The 22,313-nt window shown below is 67.8% G+C and carries 17 protein-coding genes; 10 read left to right on the forward strand and 7 right to left on the reverse strand.

What is annotated here, in order from left to right; genetic code table 11:
* Complete coding sequence (locus tag E8P82_RS05310; protein WP_136453450.1) at positions 1–1,017, forward strand: M56 family metallopeptidase; 1,017 nt, start codon at positions 1–3, stop codon at positions 1,015–1,017.
* A gap of 86 nt (positions 1,018–1,103) precedes the next feature.
* On the opposite strand, the gene E8P82_RS05315 is transcribed toward E8P82_RS05310, so the two are convergent.
* Entirely contained in the window at positions 1,104–3,209 is a 2,106-nt protein-coding gene (locus E8P82_RS05315) for a DNA gyrase/topoisomerase IV subunit B (protein WP_136453451.1), read from the reverse strand.
* Positions 3,210–3,441: 232 nt separating this feature from the next.
* Here E8P82_RS05315 and E8P82_RS05320 point away from each other — a divergent pair, with 232 nt between their 5' ends.
* On the forward strand, positions 3,442–3,663 hold the full coding sequence (locus tag E8P82_RS05320; RefSeq protein WP_136453452.1) for a DUF7455 domain-containing protein: 222 nt from the start codon (positions 3,442–3,444) through the stop codon (positions 3,661–3,663).
* A 182-nt stretch (positions 3,664–3,845) separates the two neighbouring features.
* On the opposite strand, the gene E8P82_RS05325 is transcribed toward E8P82_RS05320, so the two are convergent.
* The 4 genes from E8P82_RS05325 to E8P82_RS05340 form a co-directional block, all read right to left on the reverse strand.
* Positions 3,846–5,063, reverse strand: a complete 1,218-nt coding sequence (locus tag E8P82_RS05325; protein WP_136453453.1) for an RNA polymerase sigma factor — start codon at positions 5,061–5,063, stop codon at positions 3,846–3,848.
* A 250-nt stretch (positions 5,064–5,313) separates the two neighbouring features.
* Positions 5,314–6,624, reverse strand: a complete 1,311-nt coding sequence (locus E8P82_RS05330) for a DUF4192 domain-containing protein (protein ID WP_136453454.1) — start codon at positions 6,622–6,624, stop codon at positions 5,314–5,316.
* A 64-nt stretch (positions 6,625–6,688) separates the two neighbouring features.
* A complete protein-coding gene (locus E8P82_RS05335) occupies positions 6,689–8,029 on the reverse strand; it encodes an MFS transporter (RefSeq protein ID WP_136453455.1) in 1,341 nt (446 codons plus the stop codon).
* Positions 8,030–8,056: 27 nt separating this feature from the next.
* Positions 8,057–9,067, reverse strand: a complete 1,011-nt coding sequence (locus tag E8P82_RS05340) for a proteasome assembly chaperone family protein (protein WP_136453456.1) — start codon at positions 9,065–9,067, stop codon at positions 8,057–8,059.
* A 267-nt stretch (positions 9,068–9,334) separates the two neighbouring features.
* Between E8P82_RS05340 and E8P82_RS05345 the strand changes: the two genes are divergently transcribed.
* The 4 genes from E8P82_RS05345 to E8P82_RS05360 all read left to right on the forward strand — a co-directional run bounded on the left by E8P82_RS05345 (position 9,335) and on the right by E8P82_RS05360 (position 15,411).
* Positions 9,335–10,885, forward strand: a complete 1,551-nt coding sequence (locus E8P82_RS05345; RefSeq protein WP_136453457.1) for a leucyl aminopeptidase — start codon at positions 9,335–9,337, stop codon at positions 10,883–10,885.
* Between the two features lie 174 nt (positions 10,886–11,059).
* Positions 11,060–12,442 carry a dihydrolipoyl dehydrogenase gene (gene lpdA, locus E8P82_RS05350; protein ID WP_136453458.1) on the forward strand — a complete coding sequence of 461 codons (1,383 nt, stop codon included), beginning with the start codon at positions 11,060–11,062 and terminating at the stop codon, positions 12,440–12,442.
* Positions 12,443–12,592: 150 nt separating this feature from the next.
* Entirely contained in the window at positions 12,593–14,443 is a 1,851-nt protein-coding gene (gene sucB, locus E8P82_RS05355; protein WP_136453459.1) for a 2-oxoglutarate dehydrogenase, E2 component, dihydrolipoamide succinyltransferase, read from the forward strand.
* Between the two features lie 71 nt (positions 14,444–14,514).
* Positions 14,515–15,411 carry a TIGR01777 family oxidoreductase gene (locus E8P82_RS05360; RefSeq protein ID WP_136453460.1) on the forward strand — a complete coding sequence of 299 codons (897 nt, stop codon included), beginning with the start codon at positions 14,515–14,517 and terminating at the stop codon, positions 15,409–15,411.
* 92 nt (positions 15,412–15,503) lie between these two features.
* On the opposite strand, the gene E8P82_RS05365 is transcribed toward E8P82_RS05360, so the two are convergent.
* Positions 15,504–17,315, reverse strand: coding sequence for a serine/threonine-protein kinase (locus E8P82_RS05365; RefSeq protein WP_136453461.1), 1,812 nt, complete (start codon positions 17,313–17,315; stop codon positions 15,504–15,506).
* 144 nt (positions 17,316–17,459) lie between these two features.
* Here E8P82_RS05365 and lipB point away from each other — a divergent pair, with 144 nt between their 5' ends.
* The 3 genes from lipB (at position 17,460) to E8P82_RS05380 (ending at position 19,995) form a co-directional block, all read left to right on the forward strand.
* Positions 17,460–18,179: a lipoyl(octanoyl) transferase LipB gene (gene lipB, locus E8P82_RS05370; RefSeq protein ID WP_136453462.1), complete on the forward strand. Its 720-nt coding sequence runs from the start codon at positions 17,460–17,462 to the stop codon at positions 18,177–18,179.
* Positions 18,176–19,177 (forward strand): lipoyl synthase, encoded by a 1,002-nt coding sequence (gene lipA, locus E8P82_RS05375; protein ID WP_136453463.1) that lies wholly within the window; start codon positions 18,176–18,178, stop codon positions 19,175–19,177. The genes lipB and lipA overlap by 4 nt, the downstream gene beginning before the upstream one ends.
* A gap of 65 nt (positions 19,178–19,242) precedes the next feature.
* Positions 19,243–19,995, forward strand: coding sequence for a DUF4191 domain-containing protein (locus tag E8P82_RS05380; RefSeq protein WP_136453464.1), 753 nt, complete (start codon positions 19,243–19,245; stop codon positions 19,993–19,995).
* Positions 19,996–20,137: 142 nt separating this feature from the next.
* Here E8P82_RS05380 and E8P82_RS05385 read toward each other — a convergent pair whose 3' ends face one another.
* Positions 20,138–20,575, reverse strand: coding sequence for an RDD family protein (locus E8P82_RS05385; RefSeq protein WP_136453465.1), 438 nt, complete (start codon positions 20,573–20,575; stop codon positions 20,138–20,140).
* A 189-nt stretch (positions 20,576–20,764) separates the two neighbouring features.
* On the opposite strand from E8P82_RS05385, the gene glnA reads away from it, so the two are divergent.
* Positions 20,765–22,189 carry a type I glutamate--ammonia ligase gene (glnA, locus tag E8P82_RS05390; RefSeq protein ID WP_136453466.1) on the forward strand — a complete coding sequence of 475 codons (1,425 nt, stop codon included), beginning with the start codon at positions 20,765–20,767 and terminating at the stop codon, positions 22,187–22,189.
* Positions 22,190–22,313: the final 124 nt, after the last annotated feature.

Genomic DNA, 22,313 nt, shown 5'->3' on the forward strand with positions numbered 1-22,313 from the left:
GTGTTCTGGGCCTCCTGGCTGCTCGCGGCCCTCGCGATCGTCCTCGCATGGCCCGCGCCGATCATCCTCTCACGGGCCGCCTGGCCCGCTCGGGCGCCGTTCACCGCCATGGTGCTGTGGCAGTCGATAGCGCTCGCGGGGGGACTGTCGATGATCGGCGCCATGCTCGTCTGGGGCCTCGCACCGCTCGGGGACGACCTTCTCGCCGCGTCCGGCGCCTTTCTCGATCTCCTGTCCGACGACGCTTCCGCGCCGGACCTGGGCGTGATCCACGTCTTCGCGATCAGTGCCGGTGTCCTGCTGTTCGCCCATCTGGTCTTCACTCTGGCCCTGACCTTCGTCCGGGTGCGGCGACAGCGAGCCCGGCATCGGAACATGCTGAGGCTGCTGAGCTCACCGTCGACCGACCAGCCCGACACCGTCGTCATCCGCCATCCGGCACCGGTGGCCTACTGCCTCCCGGGCGGGGCGCGCTCGGTCACCGTGATGTCGGACGGGCTCATGGAACTGCTCACGCGCCCCGAACTGGACGCCGTCCTCACGCACGAGAACGCCCACCTGCACCAGCGGCACCATCTGCTGCTCTGGGCCTTCGCCGCATGGCGATCGGCGCTGCCGTGGCTACCGACCTCGCGCCTGGCGCAGGGCGCCGTCAGCGAGCTGATCGAGATGCTCGCCGATGACGAGGCACTGCGCCACGTCGACCGGGCGACCCTGATGCGGGCCATCGTGATCGTCGGATCGGGAACGCCCACCTCGATGCGGCAGGAGTCGACGCCGCAGTCGTCGCAGCAGGAGGAACCTCCGGGGACCGCCGATGCGCAGGGCGACGTGGATGTGCCCCTCGCCGGTCAGGACGGTCGGGGTGCGGGGAGCCCGTCCGCGGCACGGATACGGCGGCTCCTGTCCCCGCTGCCTCCCCTGGGGCGTGTCCAGCAGGCCTCGGTTCTCGCCACCGCCGGACTCCTCCTGGTCGTACCCCCGGTCCTCCTGCTCGCTCCGGAGTTCCTCGGCTGAGTTCCGCTCACTTCCGGCCCGAGCTTCCTCCGGCCGGTCGAGGATCCGGTGCATCCCGGGAGACCCGGGCTGGGATGGCACCGCTCCTACGCGTCGATCCGGTCGCGATCGAGGGTGGAGGCGCCGGCGATGATGAAGTCCTTGCGCGGGGCGACATCGCTGCCCATCAGCAGACCGAAGACACGCTCGGCCGATTCCGCCTCCTGGATGCGCACGCGGCGTAGCGTCCGGTGCCGCGGGTCCATCGTGGTCTCCGCCAGCTGGTCGGCGTCCATCTCACCGAGACCCTTGTAGCGCTGGATCGGTGACTTGTACCGCCGACCCTGCTGTTCCAGGGCCGCCAGGAGACGCGTGAGTTCCGCCTCCGAGTAGGTGTAGATCATCTCGTTGGCCTTCGATCCGCTGGTGATCACCTCGACGCGGTGCAGGGGTGGCACCGCCGCGTACACCCGCCCCGCCTCCACCAGGGGGCGCATGTACCGGAAGAACAGCGTGAGCAGGAGGGTGCGGATGTGCGCGCCGTCCACGTCCGCGTCCGTCATCAGGATGACCTTGCCGTAGCGCCGTGCGTCCAACTGGAAGCTCCGCCCCGAGCCCGCCCCGACCACCTGGATGAGGGCGGCGCACTCCGCGTTGGAGAGCATGTCCCCCACGGAGGCCTTCTGCACGTTCAGGATCTTCCCCCGAATGGGCAGCAGCGCCTGGTAGTCCGACGATCGGGCGTTCTTCGCGGTTCCCAGCGCGCTGTCACCCTCGACGATGAACAGCTCCGAGCGCTCCGGGTCGTCGATCCGGCAGTCGGCGAGCTTGGCCGGCATCGTGGAGGTCTCGAGCGCGTTCTTGCGGCGCTGGGTCTCCTTGTGCACGCGCGCGGAGATGCGCGACTTCATCTCGGCGACGACCTTCTCCAGCAGGAGGGCGGACTGCGCCTTGTCATTGCGTGCGGAGGAGGACAGCTTCTGCTGCAGGTCCTTCTCGACGACCTTCATGACGATGCCCTTGACGGCGGAGGTGCCCAGGATCTCCTTGGTCTGGCCCTCGAACTGCGGTTCGGCGAGCCGTACGGTCAGCACGGCGGTCAGACCGGCGAAGACGTCGTCCTTCTCGATCTTGTCGCTGCCGGCCTTCAACCTGCGGGCGTTGTCGCCGATCACCTTGCGGAACGTCTTCAGGAGCGCCTGCTCGAACCCGCTCTGGTGGGTGCCGCCCTTGGGGGTCGCGATGATGTTGACGTAACTGCGCAGCGTCGTCTCGTAGCCGATGCCCCAGCGCAGGGCGATGTCGACCTCGCAGTCCCGCTCCACCTCCGCCATCCTGCTGTGTCCGCTCGCGTCGAGCACCGGGACCGACTCCTTGAAGCGGCCCGAACCATTCAGGCGCCAGACGTCCGTGACAGCGGTGTCGACGGCCAGGAACTCGGCGTACTCGGAGATGCCGCCGTCGTGCTGGAAGACCTCCTCCACCGGTCCGGACTCCCCGGGTGTCCCCGCCAGGCCGCGTTCGTCGCGCAGCGTGATGCGCAGGCCGGGGACGAGGAAGGAGGTCTGGCGCGCCCTCGTCTGCAGCTCCTCGTAGGAGAATCTGGCGTCGGGGGTGAAGATCTGGCGGTCGGCCCAGTATCTCAGCCGTGTGCCGGTCACGCCCCGCTTGGCGTTCCCGACGACCTCGAGTCGGGAGTCGTCGACGAAGGGGTCGAAGGGAGCCTCGGGCGAGGGCAGCCTACCGTCCCTGAAGACGCCCGGTTCACCGCGCCGGAAGGACATCGCGTAGGTCTTGCCACCCCGGTCGACGAAGACGTCCAGCCGCGAGGACAGGGCATTGACGACGCTGGCTCCGACGCCGTGCAGTCCGCCCGAGGCCGTGTAGGACCCGCCGCCGAACTTCCCGCCGGCATGGAGCTTGGTGAAGACGACCTCGACGCCGCTCAGCCCGGTCCGCGGTTCCAGGTCCACCGGGATGCCGCGGCCGTCGTCGTGGATCTCCACGGAACCGTCTGCGTGCAGGATCACCCTGATGTTCTGGCCGTACCCTGCCAGTGCCTCGTCGACGGAGTTGTCGATGATCTCCCACAGGCAGTGCATGAGCCCCCGGGAGTCCGTGGATCCGATGTACATCCCGGGACGCTTCCGGACGGCCTCGAGGCCCTCCAGGACGGACAGGTGACGGGCGGTGTAGTCCGCGGCGATGGTCATGGAGGTCTCCTAGGCAGAACAGGCACGATCCAGGACAGGCGTCAGGAGGGGTGCGGGTCGTCCCAGTTTACGGCCCGGCACCGACGACCGCCGAAGGCTGCTCACCGGCGGCCACCACCGGCCTGCAGGCCGCTTACCCCTCCTACGCCCGAAGCGAAAGACGACGCACCCTGGGATGAACCGGTGACGAATGATGGTTATATGAGTACACGATCCACATGAGGAGGCATTCATGACCACTGCAGTAGCAACTCGCGAACTCACGGCACTGGACCGCTGCGACCGATGCGGCGCCCAGGCATACGTGCGGGCGGTCCTTCAGTCCTCCGGTGGCGAACTTCTGTTCTGCGCCCACCATGCGCGCGCAGTAGAGGCGAATCTGAAGCCGCTCACATCCGAGTGGCAGGACGAGACGCAACGCCTGCACGAGAAGTCAGCCGTTCTGGCCGACTGACGAAGGAGTTGTGAGAGCCCTCGCCGTCAGGATGGCCCTGACGATCGACAAGGTGCCCCGTGTACAGGCGCCGGACAGGCTCTGGAACGACCCGACAGTGCCGGAAAGGGCCCCCTCCACTCGGAGGGGGCCCTTTCCGGCACTGTCCAGTTCCGGCACTGTCCAGATGATCACACTGCCGGTCAGTCCAGGTAGTCCCTGAGGACCTGCGACCGGGACGGATGGCGCAGCTTCGACATCGTCTTGGACTCGATCTGACGAATCCGCTCTCGCGTCACCCCGTACACCTTCCCGATCTCGTCCAGCGTCTTCGGCTGCCCGTCGGTCAGCCCGAATCGCATGGCGACCACTCCTGCCTCCCGTTCGGAGAGCGTGTCCAGGACGGAGTGGAGCTGTTCCTGCAGGAGTGTGAAGCTCACCGCGTCGGCGGGCACTACTGCCTCGGAGTCCTCGATCAGGTCACCGAACTCCGAATCGCCGTCCTCGCCGAGCGGGGTGTGCAGCGAGATGGGTTCCCGGCCGTACTTCTGGACCTCGACGACCTTCTCCGGCGTCATGTCGAGTTCCAGGGCGAGCTCTTCGGGTGTCGGCTCCCGCCCGAGATCCTGCAGCATCTGACGCTGCACGCGCGCGAGCTTGTTGATGACCTCGACCATGTGGACGGGGATGCGGATGGTGCGGGCCTGATCGGCCATGGCGCGTGTGATGGCCTGCCGGATCCACCACGTCGCGTAGGTGGAGAACTTGAAGCCCTTGGTGTAGTCGAACTTCTCGACCGCACGGATGAGACCGAGGTTGCCTTCCTGGATGAGGTCCAGGAAGAGCATCCCGCGGCCCGTGTACCGCTTGGCAAGGGAGACGACGAGGCGCAGGTTGGCCTCGAGCAGATGATTCTTCGCGCGCTTGCCGTCGTGGATGACGAACTCGTACTCGCGCCTGAGCTTGGGGTCGATGTCCGTACCGGCGTTCATCTTCGCCTCGGCGAACAATCCGGCCTCGATACGCAGGGCGAGGTCCACCTCCTGCTCGGCATTGAGCAGCGCGACCTTGCCGATCTGCTTCAGGTAGTCCTTGACGGGATCGGCCGTGGCCCCTGCGGAGACGACCTGCTGGGCAGGGGCGTCGTCGTCGTCGGCGTCCGAGTACACGAAACCGTTGGTCGTGCCGACCTCGGCCGTCTCGGGCCTGGGCTCCTCCGTGTCGACAGCTGCATCGACTGCGACACCACCGACCGGCTCCGTCGCCTCGATCGTGTCGACGGCACTCCGTGCGTCGGCGGCCGTCGCCTTCGCAGTCGCGGAAGCGGACTTCGCGGCCGGCTTCTTCGCTGCTGGACGTCGCTTGGTAGTGGTGGTGCCGGGGTCTGCCGACGCCGGTGCTGCTGTCTTCTTGACCGTCACAGAGAACCTTTCGAACGCGCGAGGTGTGGCGCCGCCACGAGGGACAACACCACTATGACCCTGTCAAATCCGCGCTGGCTACCAGAGGAATCCAACAGGACCTGTTCTATCTGGAACCGTCCTGTTGCCCGGGGTATTCCCGGATCCGTCTCCGCTGAGCGGTGATCGTCCCGGACTACCCGGAGGTCTTCTGATGCGCGGACCCGACCGGGTCTCAACCCTGATTCTCTCACGATCGGGCGTCGGTCGGCTAATCACGCGTGGTCCCGGAGGCACCCTCCCCCGCCGTCCATGCGGTCGCACGGCTCCGCGCCCACGCCGGCAGCCCGCCACGGCGCACGAGTTCGTGCAGTAGTCGCGCGAGCCGATACCCCGGAACGGCCGCATCGGCTGCTTCGAGGAAGACGGTGGCTCTCGAACCACGTCCGCGCGCGTACTCGAACCACGCGGACATCGTCAGGGCCGAGGCGCGGGCCTGCCCCGAGGACACCTCGGCAAGTCGGGCCAGCAGCGCGGACATGGCGTCGACGCGCGCCCAGGCGATGGGTCCTCCATAACGCCCGGCAAGGACGTCTGCACAGACCATGGCTGCCCCGCAGCCCGACTCCGGCCCCAGCGGCGAAGCCCCGGCGGCAGGCATGCCCGAGCCCGTCACCGCGCGCAGCGTATCGACCGGTACGACACCCGTGAGGCCCTCGTCCGCATCCTCACGGCCCTGCAAAGCCCACGCCCCGCAGCCCGCGAGCGCTGCGGGTGATCCGAGACACGCGCTCACGAGGAGGAAGTCCCGGACGGTCCGGGACTCGATACTGGCCAGCAGGTACCCGGCAAGTCCTGCCTCCGTCTCGAGCTCCAGCGGCGGCCCGTCGACGACGGCGTCCCACACGTTCGACGTCGCCTCGAACTGGACAGGGCTCTGCCACTGCCCCCGGCACGATGCTGCATACCGCTCCCGGGCGTCCTCCACCATGATGCGTACCGTTTCGGGCAGGTTCGTCCCGGTTCCGGACAGAGCCGGTGCGCCACGTAGCGCCGCTTCCGGGGCGGAGCGCTCGAAGGAGCTGCCACCGAAGACCAGTTCCGCGTTCAGCACGCTGTGCACGACGGAATCGAGCGGGTTCCCGGGCCAGGGGCAACACTGCTCGTCAGCGCAGAAGTAGTCCCGCCAGACGGAGTCCGAGGCGAGCCATCCGGCGCGGACGGGCATACCGGCTGCCGTGAGAACAGCGTCGAGCCTCAGCACGATGTCGTGGAAGGGTGGGAACGCCCGTCGCGGCCAGGCCCGCTGCGTGTAGACGATCACGAGCGTCCCGTCCGCCCCCGTGTCGCCCTGTACGAAACCCAGCACGCCACGGGCGAAGCTGAGCGCATCGGTCTGCTCGTCCGGAAGATCGACCCTGAGCGTGGCTCCGAGCCGCCTGGCGGCCGTCGTGAGGACCACGAGACTTTCCCGCGGCACGAAGCCGAGCGCGTGCGGTACATAGGCGAGGATGTCGGCAGGAGAGGTGATCGACAGTCGAGGCGCCGGGCTGCCCTGTGACGGGCTCGTCGAGGATGACATGATGCGAGCCTGCCCATGCGTCGCTTCGTGCGCTGCAGCGCCGGAGGGTATGTGGACAACCTGCTCAGGGTGCCTCGCCCGGAGTTCCTCTCCGCCCGCGACGACGTGCGCGCTCGCGCGCGATCACCTCCCGGATCGGAGGAACCGGAGCCCCCTGCTCGGCCATGCGCCGTCGTACCCGACCCCTGATGATCACGACGTTGACCGTGCCCACCGCGAGGACCACGAGCTGTGCGGCCATCGCGATCCGGAAGGAGGCCAGGGCGTACAGGTCACCGCCCGAGAAGCCGCTTCCCAGCAGCAGGTCCAGGATGACACCGATGACGAACATCGACAGCAGCGATGCCAGGAAGCCGCCGATGTTCACGATGCCGGTGGCCGTGCCCAGTCGGCTCGCGACATTGAAGGTGCGGGCGAAGTCGAACGCGATCATGGATCCGGGGCCGCCGACGGCCAGCGTTGTCACCAGCAGGATCAGCAGCGGCAGCGGAGCCGGCCCCGGCTGGAGCAGCACCGCGGTCCACGCGAGCCCTATCGCTGCCGCGATGGCCAGCACCATGGTGGAACGTCGGAGCGGATGGCGTCCGACGTAGCGTCCGAGGAACGGCCCGCAGGCTATGCCCACCACGACGAACAGACTCAGCAGGGCCGAGGCGACGCCGTCGCTCAGCTTCTCCGCCCGCACCAGGTACGGGTAGCCCCACATCAGGACGAAGACCGTACCCGGGAACTGGATCGTGAAGTGCGTCCACAGCCCCAGGCGCGTGCCCGGCTGCTTCCAGGCCTCGGCGAGCGAGGTACCCGTCTGCCGAAGGGTCTGCACGGAGCGGCCACTGCCCGCTTCGGGGGAGTCCCGGATCATGACCAGCGCAAGCACGACGGCAAGCACGGACAGCGAGGCCGCGCCCAGAAAGGCGGGTTGCCAGCCGAAGGCCGACAGGACTGCGACGAACGGGACCACGGACACGATCTGCCCGAGCTGACCGATGATCCCGGTCCATTGCGTCAACACCGGAATACGGTGGAACGGGAACCACGCCGGAAGAAGGCGCAGGACGCTGATGAAGGTGGTGGCGTCGCCGGCACCGACGAGCAATCGCCCGACGATCCCGGCTCCGACCGACTCGGCGAACGCCAGCTGTACCTGTCCCGCGGTCATCAGTACACCGCCGGCGACGATGAGTATGCGCGGTCCCCAGCGGTCCACCAGCACACCGACCGGTACCTGCAGCCCGGCGTACACCAGCAGCTGTACCACCGTGAAGACGGACAACTGGGAGGCCGAGGCATCGAAGCGGTCCGTCGCTTCGATCCCGGCCACGCCGAAGGTGGTGCGCTGGGTCACGGCGACCAGGTACGCCACCACGCCGGCGGCCCAGACGAGCCACGCCCTCGAGGAATCCACCCCTCCAGTATCCCGCGGCGATGCCGGTTAGCGCGTCGGGCCGGATCCCGGACCGGTCGTGCCGTCGGTCGCTCCGTTGCCGGGCTCGTCGCCGGGGAACTCGGCGTCCCACAGGAGGGTGGACTCCTCCTCGGCCTGTGGGCTCGCGAGATACGCCTCCACCGCCGCCCCGATCTCGTCGGCACTCGCCAGCTCGCTGTTGTCCTTGACCAGCAGGGACTTGTGCGCGGCACCGTCCGCGTATTCGTCGTACCTCTGCTCGAGCGAGGACACGACGGACTGCACCTCGGCCGAGTTCCCGACCTGGCGCGCGATCTGGCGCTCCACGTCGCGGCCGCTCTCGCGCAGCCGGTCCGTGGGAAGAGCCAGACCGGCCGTCGCTCCGAGATACTCGAGTCCGGCCACCGCTGCCGGGGGGTACTCCGCCTCGGAGAGGTAGTGGGGTACGTGGATGACGTGGCCGATGACGTCGTGCCCGCGCTCGATCAGCCGCAGCTCCAGTACGTGTCCGATGGAGGCCTGGAGTTCTGCCGTGGGACGCCAGGCGTTCATCCCGTCGATGAGATCGGCGCGGTTGCCGTGCAGCGTGACACCGATCGGGCGGGTGTGCGGGACGGGCATCGGGATGGCGTGGATCCAAGAGATCAGCGGAACCTTCAACTCCTCGACCAGTCCCACGACGGAGCGGGCGAATCTTTCCCATTGCAGGTCCGGCTCGGCGCCCGTGAGGAGGAGGAACGGCTCACCCAGCCCATCGTGAAGTCGGTGGAGTTCGAGGCGGTGCGGCCGGTAGTCCTCCAGATGATCCTCCACGAACGTGATGCGCGGGCGCCGTCCGCGGTAGTCCATCAGCTGATCGGCATCGAACTTGACCACCGGGTCATGATCGAGTACTTCCAGCAGTTCGGCGCTGACCTGCGAGACGACCTGGCCCGCGTCCATGAAGCCGGTCAGGCTCACGAGCAGAGGCAGTCCGATGGACTCCGGATCGTCGAAGACGTCGGTGTTGATGGTGTACAGGGTTCGTGGATCCAGCATGGTTCTCTCCTTCAAAGGGTCCTGCTCACCACAACGCCGCTGCGCCTCTCTTCATTCCGGATTCCGTGGGCCCACACCCCCGCCTGTGCTGCCCGCCAACCGGAGGACGGGGACGGGTGGACACGGACTACGATCGATGAGGAGCAACCAGATCCAGCAGATGCCCGTCGGATTCCCGCCGCACCGTCGGGACTCATCGTCGGAACTCAGGGACGATCGGCACCGAAGCACCTGGACGAACCATCCGGCTACGAGGAGACAGATTTCGTGATCACAACGACCGAACTACACCTGAGCGCTTCCGCCAAGGACCTCAGGACGATTCCGAGCGACGCGCTCGTGGTCGCCGTCGCGAAGGGGGCGGACGGGCCGGTCCTGCTCGAGAGCCCCCTGCCGGCCAAGGCGGCCCGAGCCCTCGGCGATTCCCTCGAGGTGCTCGGCATCACCGGCGCGGCCGACGAGGTACGCCGGCTCCCCGGGCTGCCCGAGACCGGTGCTGACTCCCTCGTCCTCACCGGCGTGGGCCCGCTCGAGGACGGACAGCGGCCGGATGCGGAGACACTCCGCCGTGCAGCCGGTGCCGCGGTCCGTCAGCTCGCCGGTCTCGACACCGTCGTGATCGCCCTGCCCGCGGATACCGTGGACGCGGCCATCGCCCTGGCGGAGGGTGCAGCGCTCGGTGCCTACAGTTACGACGGTCACAAGTCGGGCATCGCCGCGGACGGCTCGGTCCCCACCAGGAAGGACCGGAGTGCGGTGAAGAACGTCGTCGTCCACACCGACGCCGACGGGTCGATTCTTGCTCCTGCTCTCAGGCGCGCCACGGTCCTGGGCAAGAACGTCAACACGACGCGCTCGCTCGTGAACCAGCCACCGAGCCACCTCTATCCCGAGACCTTCGCGCAGGCCGCGAAGGACCTGACGCGCTCCCTGCCCGTCAAGGTCACCGTGATGGACGAGAAGCGGCTCGAGCGCGACGGCTACGGTGGCATCCTCGGGGTGGGGAAGGGTTCCTCGCGGCCGCCGCGCATGGTGAAGGTGGAGTACTCCCCCGCGAAGTCCGCGGTGCATCTCGCTCTCGTCGGCAAGGGCATCACCTTCGACTCCGGCGGACTCTCGCTCAAGCCCGCCGCCGGCATGCAGACCATGAAGCTGGACATGGCCGGGGCTGCCGTGGTGCTGAGCACGCTCCTCGCCGTCGCCGAGCTGGGTCTGCCCGCGAGGATCACCGCGTGGCTGTGCCTCGCCGAGAACATGCCCTCGGGATCCGCGCAGCGGCCCGAGGACGTCATGTCGATCTACGGCGGCCGCACGGTCGAGGTCCTCAACACCGACGCCGAGGGCCGCCTGGTCCTGGCCGACGGGCTGGCCGCGGCCAGCGAGGAGGCACCGGATGCGATCATCGACATCGCCACGCTCACCGGCGCGCAGCTGATCGCGCTCGGCACCCGGGTCTCCGGTGTGATGGGCGACGACGGCGTACGCGACGCCGTCAAGGCCGCCGCCGACCGCGCGGGCGAGCAGTTCTGGCCCATGCCCCTGCCCGAGGAACTGCGGCCGAGCCTCGACTCGCAGGTGGCCGACATCGCGAACATCGGAGAGCGCAACGGGGGCATGATGACCGCCGCCGTGTTCCTGCGCGAATTCGTCGGCCAGGTCGACGGCGAGAAGATCCCCTGGGCGCACCTGGACATCGCCGGCCCGGCCTTCAACGAGGGATCGCCCTACGGCTACACGCCCAAGGCCGGCACCGGCGTGGGCGTGCGCACGCTCCTCGCCTACGTCGAGGACGTCCTCGCACGCACCGAGCGGGACTGACCCGTCCGGGACGGCGTCGCCCTCGGGTGGATGCGGGATAGTTCTGGGGATAGGCTGAAAAGGAGTCTTTCCCCAGAGCTGCGACCGCGCCGCGACCGCGCCGCGACCGCACCGACCATCGATTCATCAACCGACGCGCGAGACGCGTCAACAGAACACGCGAGGAGCGTCCAAGTGGCCGAATCGGCAACCGGAACAGAATTCGACATCCTGGTACTCGGTGGAGGCAGCGCGGGGTACGCGGCAGCACTCCGGGCAGTGCAACTGGGCTTGAGCGTGGGGCTCATCGACAAGGGCAAGATCGGCGGCACCTGCCTGCACAACGGCTGCATCCCCACCAAGGCTCTGCTCCACACCGCGGAGATCGCCGACGGCTCACGAGAGTCGGAGAAGTACGGCGTGAAGGCGACCTTCGACTCGATCGACATGGCTGCGGTGAACAAGTACAAGGACGGTGTGATCGCCGGCAAGTACCGCGGCCTGCTCGGCCTCATCAAGTCCAGGGGCATCACGACCATCGAGGGTTCGGGCAGGCTCGCGTCGCAGAGCACCGTGGACGTGGACGGCACCGTCTACACGGGCAAGCACATCATCCTCGCCACCGGGTCCTACTCGCGCAGCCTTCCGGGTCTCGAGATCGGCGGGAAGGTGATGACCTCCGACCAGGCCCTGACCATGGACTACGTCCCCAAGACGGCGATCATCCTCGGCGGGGGTGTCATCGGCTGCGAGTTCGCATCGGTCTGGAAGTCCTTCGGCGTCGACGTCACCATCATCGAGGCGCTGCCCTCCCTCGTGCCCAACGAGGACGCGACGATCGTCAAGGCGTTCGAGCGCGCCTTCAAGAAGCGCGGCATCGCGTTCAACACGGGCACGCGCTTCACCTCCGTCGAGCAGAACGACGACGGCGTCGTGGTCACCCTCGAGGACGGCAAGACGTTCGAGGCGGACATCATGCTGGTCGCCGTGGGACGCGGACCCGTCACCTCGGACCTCGGGTACGAGGAGGCCGGGCTCACCATGGACCGCGGGTACGTCATCACCGACGAGCGCCTGCACACCGGTGTGGGCAACATCTACGCCGTGGGCGACATCGTCCCGGGACTCCAGCTCGCACATCGCGGCTTCCAGCAGGGCATCTTCGTGGCCGAGGAGATCGGCGGGCTCAAGCCGATCGTGGTGCAGGACATCAACATCCCGAAGGTCACCTACAGCGACCCGGAGATCGCCTCGGTCGGCTACACCGAGAAGGCTGCCAGGGAGAAGTTCGGCGACGATCGCGTGGAGACACAGGAGTACAACCTCGCCGGCAACGGCAGGAGCACCATCATCGGCACGGGTGGTCTCGTCAAACTCGTGCGCGAGAAGGACGGACCCATCATCGGTATGCACATGCTGGGCAGCCGCATGGGCGAGCAGATCGGTGAAGCGCAGCTGATCGTGAACTGGGAGGCGTACCCCGAGGACGTCGCCCCACTCGTCCACGCACACCCCACGCAGAACGAGGCCCTCGGCGAGGCCCACCTGGCACTCGCGGGCAAGCCGCTGCACAGCTGATCCCAGGACAGAGCGCCCCACCGGGCCCGGTCCATGCCGCGACGTCGTGGACTAAGCTCGGAACCAGAAAATGCCGAGCACGTCCGGCTGGACCGGCCCATCGCCGTCAAGCCGCCAGGAACGATCTACTTCAGGAGGAACGGGCACATTATGAGTGAATCCGTGAACTTGCCCGCTCTCGGTGAAAGCGTCACCGAAGGCACCGTCACCCGCTGGCTCAAGGAGGTCGGCGACCGCGTCGAGGTCGACGAGCCACTCCTCGAAGTCTCCACCGACAAGGTGGACACCGAGATCCCCTCCCCGATCGCCGGGGTGATCGAGGAGATCCTGGTGGCCGAGGACGAGACCGCAGAGGTCGGAGCGCCCCTGGTCCGCATCGGCGACGGCTCCGATGCTGCGGGCGGGGACCCGGACGAGGCCCCGGCAGCCGCCGAGCCCGAGGAACAGGCAGCACCTGCGGAACCGGAGGAGCAGGCAGCACCCTCCGAGCCCGAGGAGTCCGCGGCGCCGGAGAGCTCCAGCCAGGACGACGCTCCTGCCGAAGATCCGGGCGAGGGCACCGAGGTCACACTCCCGGCACTCGGCGAGAGCGTCACCGAGGGCACCGTCACCCGGTGGCTCAAGGCCATCGGCGACGACGTCGAGGTGGACGAGCCGCTGCTCGAGGTCTCCACCGACAAGGTGGACACCGAGATCCCCTCGCCCGTCGGCGGGACACTGCAGGAGATCCGCGTCGACGAGGACGAGACGGCGGAGGTGGGTGCCGTCCTGGCGGTGATCGGAAGCGGCGCCGCCGCTCCGAAGAAGGTCGAGGCCGCGTCCGGCGAACCGGTCACGGCCGCTCCCGGCGAGGATCGACCCGACGTCCCCGCTGACCGGATCGGGGGCGATCGCACGACCTCCGAACCGGAAGAGGAAGCGGGCACGACCTCCGCGGAGGAGGCGACGAGCGATTCGTCGTCGGACGCTGCGGGATCCGGCACAGACGTCTCCGCCGCGCCGGCGGAGACGAAGCCGGCCGGGCAGGCGTCGTCCTCGGACGACTCCTCCGGGCAGAGCACCTACGTGACGCCCCTGGTCCGTCGCCTGGCGAACCAGAGCGGTGTCGACCTCTCCACCGTCAAGGGCACCGGCGTCGGCGGGCGGATCCGCAAGCAGGACGTCGTCGAGGCCGCCGACGCGCAGAAGGCCCAGCAGGATGCCCCGAGCGCCGCTCCATCGGCTGCCGCTCCGGCTCCCACCGGAAAGCCGGCGGCTCCGGTCGTGGAGCCCTCGACGCTGCGCGGCACCGTCGAGAAGGCTCCGAGGATCCGGCAGACGATCGCCAAGCGGATGCGGGAGTCGCTCGAGGTGTCGGCTCAGCTGACGCAGGTGATCGAGGTCGACATGACCCGGATCGCGAAGCTGCGCACAGCTGCGAAGGATGCCTTCCTCACCCAGAACGGGGCCAAGCTCACCTTTTTGCCCTTCCTCTCGAAGGCCGTCACCGAGGCGCTCAAACAGCACCCCAAGCTGAACGCCTCGTTCGACGAGGAGAAGAAGGAGATCACGTACCACGAGGCCGAGCACCTGGCCATCGCCGTGGATACCGACAGGGGCCTGCTGGTCCCGGTCATCCGTGACGCCGGTGATCTCAATCTCGGTGGGCTCGCGAAGAAGATCGCCGACATCGGCTCCCGTACGCGCAACGGCCAGATCGGTCCGGACGAGCTCTCCGGCGGAACCTTCACGATCACGAACATCGGCTCGGCCGGTGCCCTGTTCGACACGCCGATCATCAACCAGCCGCAGGTTGGCATCCTCGGCACCGGGATCATCGTGAAGCGGCCCGTGGTCATCACAGGGCCCGACGGCGACGACACCATCGCCATCCGGTCGATGATGTACCTGAGCCTGACGTACGATCACAGGCTCGTGGACGGTGCGGATGCCGGTCGGTTCCTGCAGACCCTGAAGGCACGGCTCGAGGGCGGCGCGTTCGAGGCGGACCTCGGTCAGTAGGCACCAGGCAGTAGCCGACGATCGGTGGGGCACGGTACCGATCGGGCGGTGAGTAGTGGTTCGATGGAGGCATGCGTATTCTCCTCGCCGGCGCGTCCGGCACCATCGGAACAGCTCTGACCCGCGAACTCGAGAAGAATCACGACGTCGTCCGGCTCGTCCGTCGGCCGCCCAAGGGACCATCGCAGATACGCTGGGATCCGGCGGCGGGCCGGCTGGACGTATCGGCGGTCGAGTGGGCGGACGCCGTCATCAATCTCTCCGGTGCCGGTATCGCCGGAGGACTCTGGACCCGCGCCTACAAGGAGACGCTCTACTCGTCGCGCATCATGCCGACCAGGACCCTGGTCACGGCGATGCGGGCTGCCGAGAACCCTCCCGAGGTGTTCATCAGCCAGTCGGCCTCGGGCTACTACGGGGACCGCGGGGACGAGGTGCTGACCGAGGCAGCGGACTCCGGGGACACTTTGCTCGCGGACATCTGCCGTCGGTGGGAAGCCGAGGCACGGCAGGCTCCGGATGCCGTCCGGGTCGTCCTGACGCGCACGGGCATCGTCATGGCGAAGGGTGGCGGGGCGTTGCCCAATCTGCTGATCCCCATCCGCCTGTTCGCCGGTACCAGCCTCGGGTCGGGCCGGCAGTGGTGGCCATGGATCAGTCTGAACGACGAGATCCGGGCGCTCGAGTTCCTGCTCACCGCTCCCGTGAGCGGACCGGTGAATCTCAGCGCACCGTCACCGGCACCGCTGGACACCGTCGCACTGCAACTCGGCAGGGCCTTCAAGCGACCCGTCTGGTTCCGCGTACCCGGCGTCGTTCTCACCACCGTCGTAGGACAGCTCGCGTACGAGCTCCTGCTGGTCAGTGCGCGCATGGAGCCGAAGGTGCTCACGGACGCCGGCTTCGCCTTCGACGAACCCACTCCTGAAGCGCTCGCGCAGTGGGTACGCCGGATCATGACCTCCTAGCTGTATCGCCCTAGCTGTATCGACGCCACCGGATCGACCCGCGTGTACCGACCCGGCTGTGCCGTCCACAGCGGATCGATCCTGCGGCCGGGTCACTGCGGTGGGGACAGGACCGAGTGGATCCGCCACCCGGCACCGGAGTTCCACAGGACGAAGATCAGCTGCTGCTGTCCCTGGGCGATGGTGGGATCCGATGCGGCACTCGGGACAGACGCGTTCGCGGACCTACCCGGGTCGACGGTTCGTACTGTGGTGTAGGAGGACAGCACAGCCGTGGCGCGAACCAGACGAACCTGGGTGGCCGGAGCGGTAGCTGCAGCCGGAAGCTCACCGAGTGCAGGAACAAATTCCTGGTCCTCGTCGCTCAGCACTGCCGCGCCGTGGATCGTGATCGACAGACCGGCGAGCTTCCTGCCGGCCTCGGCGAGGGCTTCGACTGCCTCCGTGTCCGCCGACATGGCGGGAGAGCCTTCGACGTCGACGTCTGCGAGCAGAGCGGGATCGGCGGCTGCGAATGCTGCGGCGCGGGCTGCCACGAGCCTGCTGAGAGCTGTCAGCGGATCATTCTGCTCCTGAATCGCGTGCTCCGGTCCGGGCGTCCCCTGGTCCACGCCGTGATCGGCTCCGGCGTCCGTGGGAAGGGTTGCCGGGGCGCCGCGTCCTCCGATCGCCAGCGTGAGGCCCGCGATGAGCAGGAGCAGTGCGACACCCCCGCCCAGGAGCGCGGGAAGGCCACGTGAGAGACCTGGTCGTCGGCCCCGCTGCCTCCGGGCCGGGGAGGAGCCGCGTCTGACCCTTCGACCGGCTGGGGCCTCTCCCGGCCGCTGCCGCGCGCGCCCCGGAGCCCGAGCAGGAGTCCGGCGGGCCCTGCTTCTCCCGGCCAGGCCCGGAAGTCCCGCAGCGGTTGGTGCGGGGTCGGGTCCAGCCCTGCGCGTGAGCAGTTCGGGGAGCACGCTGGCGTGGACGGCGGGCACCAGGTCCACCGGAATCGGTGTCGCGGCGCGCATCAGTGTACGGGCGAAATCGCCCGCGGAGGGCCGGCGGTCGCGATCCGAGCTGAGGCCGTCCTCGATCAGCCGCATGAGCTGCACCGGGACCTCCGGGACCATCAGCGACAGCGGCGGCCGCTCGTCCGTGGGACCGGGTATCCGTCCCGTGAGCGCGAACCAGGCCACCGCCGAGAGGGCGAAGACGTCCACACCCGGGTCGAAGGAACCGGGATGCGCCGGATCCAGGAACCCCGGCGTCCCCCCGGACGAAGGACGGTCACCGCCCAGGAGCCGGCCCGTACCGAAGTCGCCCAGCAATGGTCGGCCGTCGCTGGCGAAGAGGATGTTACCCGGCGTGACATCTCCGTGCAGAGCCCCCTGGTCATGCAGATATCCGAGCGCCTGCGCTATCGGCACCAGCGCCGTCACCACCTCTGCAACGGGAAGCGGACCACGACTCGTGAGGAGTCCGAGGAGGGAACCGCCGGGCGCGAAGTCCATCAGCATCCCCGGCCCCAGATCCGTCTCGACGATCCGGTGCACGCGGAGCAGATGATCATGGCTGAACCGGAGAAGGAGCCGTAGCTCGCGCCACATGACGGCTGAGGCGGCGGACCGGTCCGCCGAAGAGGCGCCGCCGACGTCGCCGAGGGTGCGCTCCGGCCTGTCCGGTGCCGTGGGACCGCCGGGGTACAGCGAGTCGGTCCTCGCGGCCCGCCGACCACGCCGCGTCGCACCGTCCTCCGACGGAACGCCGTGAACCGCGACGCCGTCCTCCCGTGGTACGCGCAGCACCTTCAGGGCGAACCGCTGCCCGTCCCGATCCTCCACCAGCCACACCGACGACGAGCCCCCCGCACCCAGCAGCCGCCCTACGCTCAGCCCGGCCGCGGTGGGCCGCTCGTCGTCGCTCATGCATCAGTTCTAGGTCACGAAGCAGCCCGTGGGACGTTATCCACAGCAGTCACCTCGCCTTTCTGGCGACCCTTCGGCTCACGGCACTCCAGCACAGCCGGAGTCTGGCTTCGCTCAGGCCGTCGACAGGATTACCCTTGCCCTATGACTCTCGTTCTCTCCCGTGTCGGTCTCGCTCCTGACTACGTCGAGTACACACAGGGCCTGGCGATGCAGGAGACGCTCCACGATGAAGTCCTCGCCCAGCGGGCACCGAGCACGGTCCTCCTTCTCGAACACACACCGGTCTACACGGCCGGTCGACGGACGGAGGATCACGAGCGTCCCTTCGACGGCACCCCCGTGGTCCCGGTCGACCGCGGGGGCAAACTCACCTGGCACGGTCCGGGGCAACTGGTGGGGTACCCGATCCTCGCTCTGCGCGACCCGGCCCGCGTCGCGGAGTACGTCCATGTCCTCGAGGAGGTCCTCATCTCGACCCTGCGGCACTTCGGCCTGGAGGGCACCAGGATCGAGGGCCGGTCCGGGGTCTGGATGCAGGCGACCCCCGACGCTCCGGACCGCAAGATCGCCGCGATCGGCATCAGGGTCAAGAACCGGGTGACCATGCACGGCTTCGCCCTGAACTGCAGCAACGACCTCGCGCCCTTCCGGCAGATCGTTCCCTGCGGCATCTCGGACGCCGGCGTCACCACCGTCTCGGCCGAGTGCGGGCGCACCATCACCCCCTCGGATGCCCTGCCCCTCATCGAGGCCGCGCTGCAAGCCCACGAGTCCGTACTGCTGGGCCCGGACGAGACCGCACAGCCCCGGCCACTCCCCCGTACCAACTCCGACACGACCTCAGAAGGAGCTCTCCTGTGAGCCTTGCACCCGAAGGCAGGCGCCTGCTGCGTGTCGAAGCACGCAACGCGCAGACACCCGTGGAACGCAAACCGGACTGGATGAAGGCGAAGGTCAACATCGGGTCCGAGTTCATCGCCATGAAGAATCTGGTCAAGCAGGAGGGACTGCACACCGTCTGCGAGGAAGCCGGGTGCCCCAACATCTTCGAGTGCTGGGAGGACCGGGAAGCCACCTTCCTGATCGGCGGGTCCGAGTGCACCAGGAGATGCGACTTCTGCCAGATCGACACCGGGAAGCCTCAACCGCTGGACCGCAGTGAACCGTTCAAGGTGGCGCAGTCCGTGCGATCGATGAACCTCCGGTACGCGACGGTCACCGGTGTGGCACGGGACGATCTGCCCGACGAGGGCGTCTGGCTGTACGCGGAGACCATCCGGCAGATCCACAGCATGAACCCCGGAACGGGCGTCGAGATCCTGATCCCGGACTTCTCCGGTCGCGCGGAGCACATCGAGGCGATCTGCGACTCCGCGCCCGAGGTCTTCGCGCACAACGTCGAGACGGTGCCGCGCATCTTCAAGCGGATCCGTCCTGCGTTCCGGTACGAGCGCTCGCTCGACGTGATCACCCAGGGCCGTGATCGCGGCATGGTGACGAAGTCCAATCTCATCCTCGGTATGGGTGAGACCCGCGAGGAGATCTCCGAGGCGCTGCGCGACCTCCACGAGGCCGGGTGCGATCTCATCACCATCACCCAGTACCTGCGCCCGAGCGAGCGACACCTCCCGGTGGACCGCTGGGTGAAGCCGGGCGAATTCGTCGAGCTCAGCGAGGAGGCCGAGAAGATCGGTTTCCTGGGTGTGATGAGCGGCCCCCTCGTCCGATCCTCGTACCGCGCCGGGCGGCTCTGGGCGCGGGCCATGCGCAGGAAGGGGCTGGACCTGCCGGCGGAACTGGCCCACCTCGACGATCCGGGGTCAGCCGTCCAGGAGGCATCCTCGCTCCTCGCGGGGTAGGGCGGTCGGCGGGGCACCCTCCGCGCCGCAGTCCACCCGGGGTCATGTCGTAGAATCGAAGGACTATGTCACACGCGATCGATCCAGCCGGAACCCCCACGCCCAAGCGCCGTCCCTTCTCCAGGAAGCCCAAGGCCGGGAAGGGACCGAAGAAGACCGGCCGGACGAAGCAGATCGTCGAAGTCTTCAGGATGACCCGCCGCAACGACCCCGCTGTGGTCTGGTTCATGATCCTGGCCGTCGTCGGCATCATCGCCCTCGGTCTGCTGATCGGTCTGTTGATCGACAACGTGATCACCCTGCTCATCATCGCGATACCGCTCGCGTTCCTCGCGGCGATCTTCATCCTGTCGCGCCGGGCCGAGCGCGCGGCGTTCTCCCAGATCGAGGGGAAGCCCGGAGCGGCAGGGGCGGCACTGAGTGTGCTCCGTCGCGGCTGGATCCTCAAGGAACAGCCGGTGGCGGTCAATCCCCGTACGCAGGACGCGGTGTTCCGGGTGATCGGGCGCCCCGGCGTCATCCTCGTCTCGGAGGGTCCGTCGACACGGGTCAAGCAGCTGATCGACGGCGAGAAGCGAAAGATGGCGCGCATCATCCCCAATGTCCCGGTGCACGTGATCGAATCGGGCCGGAACGAGAATCAGGTGTCCCTGGCGAAGGTGCCCAGGACCGTGCAGAAGTTGAAGAAGACACTGACGAAGCAGGAAGTCCATGCCGTCGACAAACGCCTCACGGCGCTCGGCACCAAGCTGCCGATCCCCAAGGGCGTGGATCCGTTCAGGGCGCGCCCTGACCGGAAGGCGATGCGCGGTCGCTGACCCGCGACGATCCTTTCGACCGACGATCCTTTCGACCGGGGCCTGGAACTCCGACGGTCCAGCGACGAAGCCCCCTCCGGCTGGAGGGGGCTTCGTCGCTGCCGAGTGGAGACTGTTCCGGCTCCGGAGGATGCGGGATGCGTCAGATCCGGAACAGGCCCGTGGCGCGCACGCGGTCGTGAAGACCGCGCTGGTCGATGTCGATGATGAGGGGCGGGACCACCAGGCACAACAGAACGCTGCGGATCAGCGCCGTCAGGTACCCCGCCGGCTTGCCGTCCAGGGTCTGGACCTGCATGCGGAGGGCGCGGTGACCGATGCTGTAGCCGAAGAAGCCGACGAGCAGGATCTGCTCCGTGAGGAAGATCAGCAGGGTGGCGACGCCGTCGTAGTCGAAGAAGGCCGCCGAGAGCAGCGAGCAGATGGCCCAGTCGATCACGAGGGCGGCAGCGCGCGGGCCGAAACGAGCAATGGAACCGGGGCCTGATGCGGGTCGTCCCAGTCGCTGACCCGGCCATTCCTGGCTGCCCGACGGCGGGGGTCCCTCCATCCACGATCCGATGTCGCTCCTGTTCACCACGCCTGACAGCCTACCTGCCGCAGCTGCTGCGGCAGGAGTCGACGGCCCGGACGCGCTAGGCTGTGAAGCGCACCTGTCCTCAATTGACGTTGCGGAAACAATGGCGACACGGGTGGGAAACTGACGGCTCCTGCAGTTGCAACGGACGCTTCCCATCCCTTCCCATCCCTGCGTAAGGAGCTTGCCCAGATGTTCAAGAACGCCGACGAGGTCCTCTCGTTCATTGCCGACGAAGACGTCAGATTCGTCGATATCCGATTCACCGATCTTCCCGGGGTGCAGCAGCACTTCAATGTTCCGGCGAAGTCGGTCGACGCCGACTTCTTCATCCATGGGCAGCTGTTCGACGCGTCCTCCATCCGCGGCTTCCAGGGCATCGCGGAATCGGACATGCAGCTCATCCCCGATGTGACCACGGCGTACGTGGACCCGTTCCGGATCGAGAAGACGCTGGCCCTGAACTTCTCCATCGTGAACCCGCGAACGGGCGATCCCTACCACCGGGACCCGCGCAGCGTCGCCGAGCGTGCCGAAGCCTACCTGACCTCCAGTGGTGTGGCCGATACCGCCTTCTTCGCGTCCGAGGCGGAGTTCTTCATCTTCGACAACGTCCAGTACGAGTCGGCGCCGCAGGGCAGCTTCTACAAGGTGGATTCCGTCGAGGCCCCATGGAACAGCGGGCGCGAGGAGACCGGCGGGAACCTCGGCAACAAGACGCCCTTCAAGGGCGGCTACTTCCCCGTGGCTCCCGTGGACAAGCAGGCCGATCTGCGCGATGCGATCTGCGTGGAGCTGGACCGTGCGGGCCTCGAGGTGGAGCGCTCCCATCACGAGGTGGGCGGCGCGGGCCAGGCCGAGATCAACTACCGCTTCACCACCATGACGCACGCCGCGGACGATCTGCAGAAGTTCAAGTACATCGTGAAGAACGTCTCGGACGCGTGGGGCAAGTCGGCGACCTTCATGCCGAAGCCCGTCTTCAACGACAACGGTTCGGGCATGCACTGTCACCAGTCCCTGTGGACCGGTGGCGAGCCGCTGTTCTACGACGAGCGCGGCTACGCCGGGTTGTCCGACGTCGCCCGCTGGTACATCGGAGGGTTGCTCAAGCACGCCTCGGCCGTCCTGGCCTTCACGAATCCGACGGTCAACTCCTACCGCCGCCTCGTCAAGGGCTTCGAGGCACCGATCAACATGGTGTACTCGCAGGGCAACCGCTCGGCCGGTATCCGCATCCCGATCACCGGGTCGAATCCGAAGGCCAAGCGCCTGGAGTTCCGTGCGCCGGACGCGTCGTCGAACCCCTACCTCGCGTTCGCAGCCCAGCTCATGGCCGGTCTGGACGGGATCAAGAACCGCATAGAACCCGCGGACCCGATCGACAAGGACCTCTACGAGCTGCCCCCGGAGGAAGCCAGGGACATCCAGAAGGCTCCCGGCTCCCTCGAGGAGGCGCTCCTGGCGCTGGAGGAGGACAACGAGTTCCTGCAGGCCGGCGGCGTCTTCACGCAGGATCTGATCGACACGTGGATCGAGTACAAGCGCGAGATGGAGATCCTGCCCCTGGCACTGCGTCCGAACCCGTACGAGTTCGAGCTCTACTACGGCGTGTAGCTGCATCATCCGGGGCGGCAGGTGTCCCGCCGATCGGTCGGACGACGGCGGTTCCCCACGCGGGCGGCCGCCGTCGTTCTGTGCTCGGTGGTGCAGGATCCCACGCCTCGCGCCTCAGCCGCGG

Source organism: Arthrobacter echini, from assembly GCF_004803505.1.
GTDB classification, from domain to species: domain Bacteria; phylum Actinomycetota; class Actinomycetes; order Actinomycetales; family Micrococcaceae; genus Arthrobacter_D; species Arthrobacter_D echini.

Bases quoted from the DNA above. Each gene is read 5' to 3' on its own strand.
- E8P82_RS05340 (WP_136453456.1), bottom strand. From the start codon at position 9,067: ATGCTGGATCCACGAACCCTGTACACCATCAACACCGACGTCTTCGAC.
- E8P82_RS05315 (WP_136453451.1), bottom strand. From the start codon at position 3,209: ATGACCATCGCCGCGGACTACACCGCCCGTCACCTGTCCGTCCTGGAG.
- E8P82_RS05330 (WP_136453454.1), bottom strand. From the start codon at position 6,624: ATGTCATCCTCGACGAGCCCGTCACAGGGCAGCCCGGCGCCTCGACTG.
- lipB (WP_136453462.1), top strand. From the start codon at position 17,460: ATGACTCTCGTTCTCTCCCGTGTCGGTCTCGCTCCTGACTACGTCGAG.
- E8P82_RS05380 (WP_136453464.1), top strand. From the start codon at position 19,243: ATGTCACACGCGATCGATCCAGCCGGAACCCCCACGCCCAAGCGCCGT.
- glnA (WP_136453466.1), top strand. From the start codon at position 20,765: ATGTTCAAGAACGCCGACGAGGTCCTCTCGTTCATTGCCGACGAAGAC.
- E8P82_RS05320 (WP_136453452.1), top strand. From the start codon at position 3,442: ATGACCACTGCAGTAGCAACTCGCGAACTCACGGCACTGGACCGCTGC.
- sucB (WP_136453459.1), top strand. From the start codon at position 12,593: ATGAGTGAATCCGTGAACTTGCCCGCTCTCGGTGAAAGCGTCACCGAA.
- E8P82_RS05360 (WP_136453460.1), top strand. From the start codon at position 14,515: ATGCGTATTCTCCTCGCCGGCGCGTCCGGCACCATCGGAACAGCTCTG.
- E8P82_RS05365 (WP_136453461.1), bottom strand. From the start codon at position 17,315: ATGAGCGACGACGAGCGGCCCACCGCGGCCGGGCTGAGCGTAGGGCGG.